The 12189-nt window shown below is 61.4% G+C and carries 6 protein-coding genes; all 6 read right to left on the reverse strand.

What is annotated here, in order from left to right; all coding sequences use genetic code 11:
- Positions 1-9: 9 nt before the first annotated feature.
- The gene (locus tag QRN20_RS19155) at positions 10-396 is read right to left on the reverse strand and encodes a VOC family protein (protein WP_058432658.1); all 387 of its coding nucleotides are present in this window, start codon (positions 394-396) and stop codon (positions 10-12) included.
- 1 nt (position 397) lies between these two features.
- Complete coding sequence (locus tag QRN20_RS19160) at positions 398-1411, reverse strand: isopenicillin N synthase family dioxygenase (protein ID WP_058432659.1); 1014 nt, start codon at positions 1409-1411, stop codon at positions 398-400.
- Between the two features lie 226 nt (positions 1412-1637).
- A complete protein-coding gene (locus QRN20_RS19165) occupies positions 1638-2276 on the reverse strand; it encodes a cysteine hydrolase family protein (RefSeq protein WP_285360994.1) in 639 nt (212 codons plus the stop codon).
- A gap of 435 nt (positions 2277-2711) precedes the next feature.
- The gene (gene recD, locus QRN20_RS19170; RefSeq protein ID WP_122454254.1) at positions 2712-4805 is read right to left on the reverse strand and encodes an exodeoxyribonuclease V subunit alpha; all 2094 of its coding nucleotides are present in this window, start codon (positions 4803-4805) and stop codon (positions 2712-2714) included.
- A complete protein-coding gene (gene recB / locus QRN20_RS19175) occupies positions 4802-8494 on the reverse strand; it encodes an exodeoxyribonuclease V subunit beta (RefSeq protein WP_122490915.1) in 3693 nt (1230 codons plus the stop codon). The genes recD and recB overlap by 4 nt, the downstream gene beginning before the upstream one ends.
- Positions 8491-11967 carry an exodeoxyribonuclease V subunit gamma gene (gene recC, locus QRN20_RS19180; protein ID WP_122606548.1) on the reverse strand — a complete coding sequence of 1159 codons (3477 nt, stop codon included), beginning with the start codon at positions 11965-11967 and terminating at the stop codon, positions 8491-8493. The genes recB and recC overlap by 4 nt, the downstream gene beginning before the upstream one ends.
- Positions 11968-12189: the final 222 nt, after the last annotated feature.

Here is a 12189-nt window from a genome sequence, read left to right on the forward strand (position 1 = left end):
AACAACGTTTCAAAGCATAAAGTTGATCCTGAAAACATTCCGCTCCGGGTCCAGCAGCACGGCCTGATACCAGTTGTAATACGTCAGATACGGTGCCTTTATCAACGTGGCACCCTGCTCTACCGCCAGCGGCACCAGCCGGTCCACTTCGGTTTGTTCCGACACGTCGATGTTGAGCAGGAACTTGCATCCGGTGCTGCCCGCGAACTCGTCCAGCCCCAGCAGCTCATACGCATCAAGCGCATTGAAGCCAATGCTGGACTTGCCTGTATCAAGTCCGCGGAATATCGGCGATCTGATTGCTTCGATTTCGGGGAAGCCGAACAGCTCCGAGTAGAAAGTGCTCAGGCGAATGATGTCCTGAGCGAACACGTTGACGTAAGACAGTGAGTTCATGTCAGGCCACCTTACTGCCGCCAAAGGTGGTCTGTTTGACGAACTTGGACAGCAAGTGATCGCCCGATGTGACCGGCGCATGCCGAGGCGTCGCGCCAGACGGCAGGCAGCCGGGCAGACACTCGATCAAGGTGTCGTAGTTGGGCTGATGGAAGAACACCAGCGACTGACGCCGGTTGTCGTGCTCGCTGGTCATCGGCGGGTTGACCACTCGATGCAGCGTGGAAATCCACTGGTCGTTGGTCCACTGCATCATCAGGTCGCCAATGTTGACGACAAAACCATTCTCGACATACGGCACATCGACCCACTCGCCTTTTTGATTGCGCACTTGCAGACCGCCCAGTGCGTTGTCGGGACGAACGATAGTCAGGCTGCCGTAGTCGGTATGCGCGCTGGCGCGTAATTGCCCTGCCTCGACTTCAGTCTTGATGTCCGGGTAACTGAGGCTGCGGAACATGCTGATATGCCGGTCAATCCTGTCGTCGAAAAAGCGCTCGTCCAGTTCCAGTGCCAGGGCAAACAGGCGCATCAATGATTGGGCCAGTTCGCTCATGGCGTCGAAGTAGGCTTGATAAGCCTCTTTGAATCCAGGCAGAAGTTCTTGCGAAGGCCAAACGTTGGGGGCGAAGTGCGAACCCGCTTCGCCGTTGTGGTAGTAATCCTCATCCGGCACGTTGCTCGGCCCGATGGAAAAAGACTCCTTGAGGTCGCCCGGTGCACTTTCTTCCAGCGAATACGACAGGCTCTCCTCGGCAATCGCGCTGTAACCACGCACCATCTCCGGGCTGGGTCGGTCAACCTTGCGCTTTTCGGCCAATGGCAAATCGAAGAACTGCCGGGTCAGACGCGAGACCCTGTCTATCAGCTCGCCGGGAATCTGGTGTTCGGTGATCACCAGAAAACCTATGTCCTTGCACGCCTGATTGACTGCCTGCGCCACGGCTGCCTTGCCGTCCGGTTCTCCTGAAAAATACGGGGCCAGGTTAACGATGGGCACATAGTGCAGAGTCATGTGGCTGATTCCTCTCGCTGACAGGTTTCGGAAAAGGCTCGCCTTCAGGGGTGAAGGTCAACGAGGCGAGAGCAGAAACCATGCCACTGGAGAAATTCATAACGCATACAAAACGTTAGCTTTTCATGCACTCGGGCCGGATCAAATGGTCTGAAACGGAGTGCATGGTTTGAAGGCGCAATAACGAAAAACGGGCCAGAATTGAGCACGCTCTTGTCTACGCTCTCTAAGTACTTTCGATACGCTGAATGACGTCGGCAGTCGTGGTGACTTCACCGAACTCATAGGCAATCGTCGTCAGCGATATGCGCTGAACCTCTTCAGCCGAAACAGCGCCGAACCCAACATCCGGGTAGTCCATCGCAGCATTCGCGTCGCTCAGGGCGATGACCTTGTACTCGCGGTGCACGCCGTCCCTGATGGTGGTTTCGCAACACACGTTGGTGACCGTACCGCAGACGATGATGGTGTCCACATCCAGCGCACGCAGCACGGTGTCCAGGTCGGTGTTGTGGAAACCGCTGTAGAACAGCTTGTCGATAATCACATCACCCGATTGAGGCGCGAGCGCTTCGATAACCTCAACGTCCGGGTCGTGCCGCGCGAGGATCTGGTCCACGTTGGGGTATAAATCGCGCATACGTCCGGTGTCCGAACCATCACCGCGCACGATGTGGCGCAGATAAACCACCATCAACCCACCCGCGCGTGCGGCCTCCAGCAGCCGCTGGATGGGCTGGACAACGTCAGCTGTATTTTTTACGTACAGCGCACCTGTGGGCTCACAAAAGACCTTTTGCATGTCGACGACGATGACCGCCGTTCTGCGTGGGTTGATCGACCACTGAACCAAGGGTTTGCTCATTGGATTCATCTCGGTTGAGCCTGACAGGCTGGAGAGACATACCAAGCAATAAGCGTGCTGTCGGGCGTGAGTCGTGATGAACGACGCGCAGAGACCGCCGTCGCGCTACGAACACCGGACTGCGGGAGGCGGATTGTCGGCGATTCATTTACTCAGGCGAAACTTCATGACGCTATCGCCGGCAAGCCGCCTCTTATCAAACAACCTGTAAGCCACTGAAGAAACGCGATTTGTGGGAGCGGACCGGGCGGCGTTCCGTTTGTCCGCGAAAAGGCCGGTACATCCGACGCATATGCAGTGGCTGAATTACTGCATTCGCGGACAAGTCCGCTCCCACTGAGTTTGCCGCGCGACAGCGCTACGTCGAAGACGTGGTGGCGCCTCCTACAAAAAAGCGTGCATCCCGCAGGTTCGGCGCTACACCATGAGCCAGCATCAAAGCCCCAGCATCAATCCGCTCAGCCGCTTCACCTTGCGCCGCAGCGCTTCTTCGAACACGCCCTGGCGTGGCTCTATCAGGCTGAACCAGTGTTTGGCGCGGGTGATGCCGGTGTAGATCAGTTCCTTGGTCAGCACCGGGTTCAGGGCTTCCGGGAGAATCAGCGCGGTGTGGGCGAATTCGGAGCCCTGGGATTTGTGGACGGTCATGGCGTAGACGGTTTCGACTTCGTTGAGTCGGCTCGGCAGGACGAAGCGCACGCCGCCGCTGCCATCGTTGCGCGGGAACGCCACGCGCAGGACCTGTTTGTCTTCGCCTTCACGCTCCGGCAGGCGCAGGGTGATGCCGATGTCGCCGTTCATCAGGCCCAGGCCGTAGTCATTGTGGGTCATCAACACGGGGCGACCTTCGTACCACTGCTGCTCGCTTTCGATCAGGTTGGCGTTGAACAGCGCGTGAGTGATGCGCTGGTTCAACCCCTCAACGCCCCAAGGCCCTTTGCGGACCGCGCAGAGCAGTTGAAACGAATCGAAGGCTTCCAGAACGGAGCGTGCCCACAGCGTCCAGCATGGGTCGTCGAGGGTCGAACCTTGTGCCGGGCGTTCATTGGCCAAGACGTTCAGGTAATGCCGATAGCCTTGCGGTCCCTGCTCGCCTTTGCCGAGACCGTCGAGCACGAGGCGTTCAAACTTGAGGTCCTGCTCGCCTTTGAGCGCCAGTGCGAAAACGTCACTGTGACTGCCTGCCGCCAGCAGCGCCCGCGCCTGTTGGTCCTGTTGTTGGTTGACCAGTCGCGCCAATTGCCCGATGCCGCTGCCCTGCCCGAAACGGCGCGAGTGACGCAGCATCACCACTTGTTGTGCCAGCGGGTGCTGTTGCGCATCGCCCTGGCGCAGACCGCCCTTGTCCAGTTGCTCGCCGCTGACAGCTTCCAGCCAAGCCTGGGTTTCAGGGCTGTAGAAACCTTCTTCAGCGTCGCGACACAGGTCGCCCAGCACAGCACCCGCCTCGACGGAGGCGAGTTGATCCTTGTCGCCCAGCAGGACCATGCGCGCATGTGGCGGCAAGGCGTCAAGCAGGTTGGCCATCATTTCCAGGTCGATCATCGATGCTTCATCGACCACCAGCACGTCCAGCGGCAGCGGGTTGCCTGCGTGATGACGGAAGTGCCGCGTACCGGGACGACTGCCCAGCAAACGGTGAACCGTGGTGACTTCGGCCGGAATCTTCTGCCGCACCTCGGCGCTGACATCCAGACTCTGCACCTGTTGGCTGATGGATTCGGTGAGTCGCGCAGCGGCCTTGCCGGTCGGTGCCGCGAGACGAATGCGCAGCGGCTGGCCGCTCTGCACCGCAGGCGCTTGCAGCAGTGCGAGCAGGCGCACCACGGTGGTGGTCTTACCGGTGCCCGGTCCGCCGGTGATGATGCTGAACGCCCGACGTGTGGCCAGTGCGCAGGCCAGTTTCTGCCAGTCGATGACTGCATCCGGCGCAGGGTTGGCCGCGCCGAACAAGGTGTCGAGACGCTGCGCCAGATCTGACGGAGGCGCTTCGTCCTGCGCCAGACGCTGACGCAATGCCGCCGCGATCCGACGCTCGTAAGTCCAGTAGCGGCGCAGGTACAGGCGTCGATCCGACAGCACCAAGGGCTTCTGCAGCGCCTCAACGCTGGAGTCTCCTGCCCGAGCCACCAGAGTGCTGTCCGCCAGCGCCTGGCACCACGCAGCACCGTCCAGCGACGCCAGCAACTGCGAAGGCAACAGCATCGGTGCGCTTTGCAGGTCGCCTTCCGGCGGCAGCGACAGGGCGAAATCGGGTTCTTTCAGCGTTTCGTAGAGGTCGAGACACACGTGGCCGTGCCCCAGTTGATGGCTGGTCAGCGCAGCCGCGACCAGCACCAGCGGATCAGCCTGGGGATCGAGGTCACTGAGGAACGCCACGAAGGCGCGGTCCAGTGAACGCAACCAGCCACGCTCGACCCAGCGTTCCAGCAGGATCAGCAGATCCTGAACACGGGTCAGCGGGCTCAGGTCTGCGAGGCTGACGTCATTCAGCGCCGTGGGCAACAGCTCTTCGAACGAGCGACTCATGCGAAGGCTCCTGATAATTCCTGCGGTAACGGTTTGCCCTGGAACAGCAGGTCCAGGCTTTCGATCAGCTCGCGCGGCGGCCGGGTAAAATAAGCGCCCTGAGTGGACGCATGCGCGCCGCGCAGGAACAGGTACAGCGCGCCGCCCATGTGCTGGTCATAGTCGTAATCGACCAGCCGCGCCTTGAGCTGTCGGTGCAAGGCCAGCAGGTAGAGCACGTATTGCAGGTCATAGCGGTTGTCGAGAATCGAGGCTTCCATCGCCAGCTCGGTGTAAGCAGTCTCGTCCGCCCCCAGCCAGTTGGACTTGTAGTCGGCCACGTAATAGCGCCCCTCATGCTCGAACGTCAGGTCGACGAAGCCTTTGAACATGCCGTTGAGCGAGACGGTTTCGGTGGCGGCGCGTGGCGCGTTGTCGTGAGTGAAACGGCGCACGAGGGCATCCATCTGCCTGACGTCGACCTGATTGCTGGCGAACCAGAACTCCATCTCGACGCGATATTGATTGGGTTGATCCAATTCACCCAGCGCTACCGGCGTGGCATCCGGCGACAGGCGCAACGGCATGTTCAGCACATGCTGCAGCCAGTCGCGCAGGGTGTTGATCCAGCCTTCCCAGCCGCGACGGTTACAACGCCGGGCGACGGCATCTTCAAGTCTCTCAGGGTCGTTGGCGGTCTGCGCAAAACCCTCGTTGCCCGCCCATTCCAACAGACCGTGCAGAAAGGTGCCGGGGTTAGGGCCGCGAGGAAAGCGATGGATGTCACCGCCGCTGGCCGGCACGTCGCGAGGCGCTTCGGGGTCCAGACGTTCGTCATCGAACAGTTTCTGCGCCTGTGGGCTGTCCGGAGACTGGTCGGCACCGGCGGTGATCGTGTCGCCGATGCGCAACGCGCTGTACGAGGCGATCCACCAGTTTTCGGCAGCACGCCGTTTGGGCACCAGCGGCTTGAGCAGCGAAGCTTCATTGCGCGGCGCGCTGAAGCTGTCTGTGGTCGGCTCGGGCACCGGCTGCAGCGCAATGGCCTCGCAGCCCGCATGCAGATCCCGCAGCCAGACTTTCAGGTCAGCCGACTCGCCAAGCACCGCACCGCCGCCCAGCAGATAGCCCAGCGCCGAACGGTGCAGCATCGAGCTGTTGGCGTTGCCGCGTTTGAGGTCGGCGACGCCCAGCCAGCAGGCGTGTTCCGAACGGGTCAGGGCGACGTAGAGCAGACGCAGGTCTTCGGCCAGGCGCTCGTCGTCCGACTGCTGAATCAACGCTTCGGTGGGCTGCAGACTGATCTGCGCGTTGCCCTCGGCATCATGAAATTGCAGCGGCAGGCGGCTGCCATCCACTGGCTTGGAAGAACAGATGAACGGCAGGAACACCAGCGGATACTGCAAGCCCTTGGACTTGTGAATGGTCACAACCTTGACCAGTTGCTCGTCGCTTTCCAGCCGCAGTATCTGCTCTTCACCCGCCTGACCGGACAGCGCCAGATGATCGCCAAGGTGACGAATCAGGGCCTGTTCGCCATCGAGTTCGGCTGCGGCCTGTTGCAGCAGTTCGGACAGGTGCAAAATATTGGTCAGCACACGCTCGCCGTCAGTTCGCGTCATGAGGGTCTGTGGCAAGGCGAAGTCATGCAGCAGGCGACGCAGCATCGGCAGCACGCCCTGGGTGCGCCAGATGGCGCGATAGCCACGGAACTGCATGACCCGCCGCTCCCAGGCCAGTTCGTCCTGATTCAGGCGTTCCAGCTCGGCCAGCGGCAGGTCGAGGGTGATGCAGGCCAGCGCAGCCCGCAGCGTGCGCTCCGAATCGGGCTCGGCACAGGCCTTGAGCCACGACAGCAGATCGTGGGCCTCCTGCGCGGCGAACACCGAGTCCTTGTCCGACAGATAAACGCTGCGCACGCCCCGCGCCGAAAGCTCATTGCGCACGGCCTGTGCTTCCTTACCGTCACGCACCAGAATCGCAATGTCGGCGGGACGCAGGCCACGCAGCACCTTGTCTGGCGCGGCGAACCCGGCGCGACCTTGCTGACCGGCATTGAGCAGTCGCACGATTTCACTCGCGCAACTGGCCGCCAGTTGTTGGCGATAAGTGACGCCGGATACCGGTTGATCGCTTTCCAGATGCCAGACCGTCAATGCCGCGAGCGATGCGCCGTCCACCTGCAGCGTCTCCTTGCGGCCTTGGGCCAGTGCTCTGGAGAACGGCACGGGATTATTTTCGCCTTCCCGAAACAGAAACGCCCCGCGTCCTTCCGGACGCAACTCGGCGCGTTCGAACACATGGTTGACCGACGCGACCATCGCATGGCTGGAGCGGTAGTTGGTGTCCAGCGTGTGCCAGCGGCCCGACGTCGCCTGACGCGCACGCAGGTAGGTGTAGATATCGGCTCCCCGGAACGCGTAGATCGCCTGCTTGGGGTCGCCAATCAGAAACAGGCCGGTCTGCTCGTCGTTGTCTTCGAGACGATAGATGCTCTCGAAGATGCGGTACTGCACCGGGTCGGTGTCTTGGAATTCGTCAATCAGTGCGACGGGAAACTGTTCGCGGATCAGGGTCGCCAGCCGCTCGCCGCCTGCGCTGTGCAAGGCGCTGTCGAGTCGGAGCAGCATGTCGTCGAAGCCCATTTCTGCACGGCGACGCTTCTCTTCTTCAAAACGCGCGCTGACCCACTGCGCAGCGTGTTGCAACACGGCGGCGTCAGGCTTCGGCAGACCATCGAGCGCCGCCTTGAGTTCGAGCATTGCCTCGAAGGCCGGGTGCGAAGGCGCATCGCTTTTCCATGCCTCGGCGATACCGTCGGGCGTCAGTCGGGTGAAACCGGTGCCCAGGTCCAGCGCCTCCACCGCTTCGTCAGCGGCCCAGTCGGCCAGTTTTTCGAACCAGGGCCTGAAGTAGCGCTCCTGCATCTTGCGGCCGTCGACAATCTTGCGGGCCACGCCGTCCATACAGATCGCCTGCAGTTCAGCGGTCCAGACGGTCCAGGGTGCCTTCAGCGCGGCCAGCGCTTTGCGACGCTCCAAAAGGGACGCGGCAATCAACTCGGCAGGCTCTTGAGTGCCGATGTTGCGCTCACGTCCGAACAGGCCGCGCACGCGTGGCAACAGCGCCGCAGGACCGCTCCAATTCTCGCGCACCCAGGTCAGCGCGTCGCCGCTCATGGGGTAGCAGAACCGACGCCAGTAGTCGCGCAGCACTTCGCCGAGCAGATCGCTGTGATCGGTTTCCAGGGTCTGGGTGAACAGACTGCCACTGTCGAAGGCGTGCTCGCGCAACATGCGCTGACACCAACTGTGGATCGTCGAGACCGCAGCCTCGTCCATCCACTGTGCGGCGATGTCCAGGCGGTTGGCGCAACTCGGCCAGAGCTCGGCGCTGAATTGCTCACGCAGCTCGGCAATCAGGTCATCGGGCGCGTCGATTTCGTCACGGAAGAATCGCGCAGCCTCGGCGAGTCGGGTACGAATCCGGTCGCGCAGCTCTTTGGTCGCGGCGTCGGTAAAGGTCACCACCAGTATTTGTGGCGGCAGCAGTTCGCGGCCAAAGCCTGAGGATTCGTCACCGTGCCCCAGCACCAGGCGCAGGTACAGCGCCGAGATGGTGAAGGTCTTGCCGGTGCCGGCGCTGGCTTCGATCAGTTGACTGCCGCGCAACGGGAAACGCAGGGCCAGTGGAAGCGTCATGTCGTTCATGCACTGGCCTCCAGACTGGAGAGCGATTGCCACGAGGCGTCGTAGATCGGCTTGTACAGTGTTTCGCACCAGCCGACGAATTCTTCGCTGTCCATCAAGGCATCAAAGTCCGGGTACTGGCGGGCCAGCGCCGTGCTCTCCCGACGCTCGCCATCGGTGGTCTGGCCGTCGCCTTCATAGGCTTTGCGAGCGGCGGCCTCGGCCTTGTCCAAGGGTTGTCCCAGCCAGGCGAATGCAGTTTTCACGGCCACCGGCAACGGCTGCTGCATACCGCGCAGCCAGGCCATCAACAGGTGATTGAGGGTTGTGACAGCGGCATCCTTTTCCAATGGAGCCAGCATCAGGGTTTCATCGCTGGCCACCAGTGCGGTGCTCAATGGCAGCTCACAGGCACACGCCACCAGATGATTGACCCACGGCCGGATCAGCCGATGCCACTTGCGGGTTTTCTTCGAGCCGATGCTGTTGGGAATCGCCGTGACCAGCAACAACTCGCCTCGCGCATTGCGGTGCAGTCCGCCCAGCCAGCCGTCGATGCTCACACCGCCATGGCTGAAGCTGATTGGCAGCGCACTGCTTAGCGGCTCGGGCCATAGCGTCAACAGCTCCTGATAACGCCTGAGTACATCGGGCAGCGGCTCGATCAACTCCTGCTGCATGCAGGTGCCGAAACCTGCCAGTGGCAGCAGACCGCTGGCCTGCAACTTGAGCGCCTGTGCCTGGAGGGCGTTGTCGATGTCGTCAGGCTGCGCCATGGCGGCGTTGAGCAGACTGTCGCTGAGCCCGTAACGCTCCAGCGCGTCGAGCACGAAGGGTTCTTCATCGGCCAGCGGGGCTTCGGCCACTTCGAAGTAGATCTTCAGACGTTGACTGAAAAAGTGCTTCACGGGGTTGCGCAGAAAGTCCTGCAATTGGGCGATGGTCAGCGGCTCCTCCTGCTCATGGGGAGTTAGCGCCGGCGATACAGGCATCTCGAGCCCCGTCTCGTGCAGCAATCGCCATTCGCGGGCGAAGCTGAAGTAGCCGGTGCCTTCATGAAAATAATTGGCGCTGAAAGGTTGCAACGGATGCTCCAGCGTCAGCGCTTTCAGCAGACGTTCTCCCTCATCGCGCTTGCCGGTTGTATCTGGCTCACCGGCCAGCTCCCAGCCGCTTGCCAGATGATCACGCAGTTGACCGATCAGCACCGATGCGGGCCGATCACTGTTGTCACGAATGCTGCGGCCGACCCAACTGATGTAAAGCTGATCCCTAGCGGATAGCAGCGCCTCCAGCAGGAGATAGCGGTCGTCTTCACGTCGCGAACGGTCGCCGGGGCGGTAGTCACTGCCCATCAGGTCGAAGTCCAGCGGCGGCTGGGCGCGCGGGTAATCACCATCGTTCATGCCCAGCAGGCAGACCACTTTGAACGGAATCGCGCGCATGGGCATCAGCGTGCAGAAGTTGACCGAGCCTGCCAGAAAGCGCTGGGACAGCCGACCCTGGTCGAGCCCGGCCAGCCAGGCTTCGCGAACGACCGTCAAAGGCAGCTCGTCTATGAGGCCGACGGTTTCGCAGGTCTCCAGCCAGTTCTCGCGCAGGGTTTCGAGTTGGGCGAGCAGGTAATCGTCGTGCTCGCTGTCGGCGGCAAAGAAGAGTTGCAGGACAGCTTGCAGACGAGCCCCCCATTGCGTCGGGGTGGCCGGTTTCGAGAGTTCGCCATGAGCGGCCTCCAACGCATCGATCAGGGCCACCAGCGGACCGATCAATGCGGCGTCCAGCCCTCCGATTTCATCGTAAGGCTCGATACCTTCGTAGGCAGCACCGGCACCGACTGCATAGCCGAGCAGCATGCGGCGCAGGCCGAAGTGCCAGCTGTTCTGCTCCAGCGCATCCGGCAAACCCAGCCCTGCACGTTGAGGTGCGTTCAGCCCCCAGCGGATGCCTACGCCTTCGATCCAGCGATGCAGGGTCGGCAGGTCACGCTCCTGAATCCGGAAGCGCGCGCGCAGCGCCGGGACGTCGAGCAGGTCAAGAATTTCGCTGACCGGAAAGCGGCTGTCGGGCAGTTTCAGCAGGTGTTCAACAGCGATCAGCAAAGGCTCGCGGCCACGTTGCCCCTGGTCTGCCAGCGTGAAAGGAATGAAGCGACGATCATCGCGCTCTATCTGGCCGAAGACAGCGCGAATGTGCGGCGCGTAGCTGTCGATGTCCGGAACCATGACGATCACATCACGCGGACGCAACTCGGGATCACGACTGAAACGGGCCAGGAGCTGATCATGCAGCACTTCGACTTCCCGTTGCGCGCTGTGGGCGACATGAAAGCGGATGGAGCGATCCTTCAAAGCGTCTACGGCGGGCCAGAGCTCCCGCGTTTCATCCAGAGGACGCAGCTCAAGGATGTCATCCTGCAACTGATTGAGTATGTTCCTGGGTTCGCTTTCGCTGAACAGGTCGATGCGCTCGTCCTTGAACGAGGCACGATAGCTACGCGGGTCGTCATGGCTGTCGAGCAGATTGATGTAGTCGCGACCCTGCTTGCCCCATGCTGCGAGCAAGGGATGCGCGTGCTGGTGGAGGGCCTCGGGGTCGAGCACCATCGGCATGCCGGTCTTTCGTGCCTGGCGCTTGTACTGATGACGCAACAGGTCCTTGTCGGCAACAATATCGGCCCAGTGATGGCGGCATGGGTTGTGGACGCAGAGCAGAACCTGACTGAACCGGGCCAGTCCGGCGAGCGCTTCGAGCGCCTGCGCGGGCAGTGACGAAATACCGAATACGATGACACGTGCGGGCAGTCCGGCGGGGGCTTCAGTCAGCGTGCTGATGCGCTCGATGAAACGCTGATGCACGCCTGCACGGCTTTGCGCCATGCCTTCTGCCCCGACGTCATGCAGCAGTGCTCGCCACAACTCCGCCTGCCAGCAGTTAGAAGCGGTCAGCGGCTTGGGCTCACCTCTCACGTTGCGCAGCTGATGACGTCCGGCTGCCCAGTCTTCCAGCCAGTCGGCGCGATACACCTGATATTGGTCAAATAAGTCAGACAGACGCTCAGACAATTGATAGCGCTTGCGCAGATCAGTGTCGGCCGTGAGAAAGCGCTGCAAGGGTTCGAAGTGAGGCTGATTGATGAGCTCGGGCAGCAGACGCATCAGGCGCCAGGTCAGCGGGCCTTTGTCGAGCAGGGAAGTCTCGGGGATTTCATCTCGACCCAAGACTGTCCGGTAGAGCTTCCACATGAAACTGCCGGGCAACTGGACGTCGATGGCTGCAGCAATGCCGCATCCGCCGAGGTCTTCGTCCTGCGCATCTTCGGCCAGAGCCAGCTTCAGCCACTGGGCGATGCCGTTGCTCTGTACTAGCGCAATCTCGTTCTCCAGTGGTGCGAGCGGGTAACGCCTCATCCAGGAAACAACCAGACTGCGCAGCTCATCCAGGCGGTTGCCATGAACCACCATGAAGCCAGCGCTCAGCGAGGTTGTAACGGGCATGCTTGCTTCCTTGACGTTAACGAGTGAAACCTGAGGCCAAACCATAAGGGCAAGCGCGCTGGATTGCCACACACAAGTTGAACGCAGAGATGGCTGGCGAGCGTCGTGGCACTTTTGCAGACGCCACAAAGACAAAACCCCTCACCGCGTGAGCGATGAGGGGTTCTGGAATTTAATCTTGACGATGACCTACTCTCACATGGGGAAACCCCACACTACCAT

It is taken from the genome of Pseudomonas sp. fls2-241-TYG-175 (genome assembly GCF_030209155.1).
In the GTDB taxonomy this organism is placed as follows: domain Bacteria; phylum Pseudomonadota; class Gammaproteobacteria; order Pseudomonadales; family Pseudomonadaceae; genus Aquipseudomonas; species Aquipseudomonas viridiflava.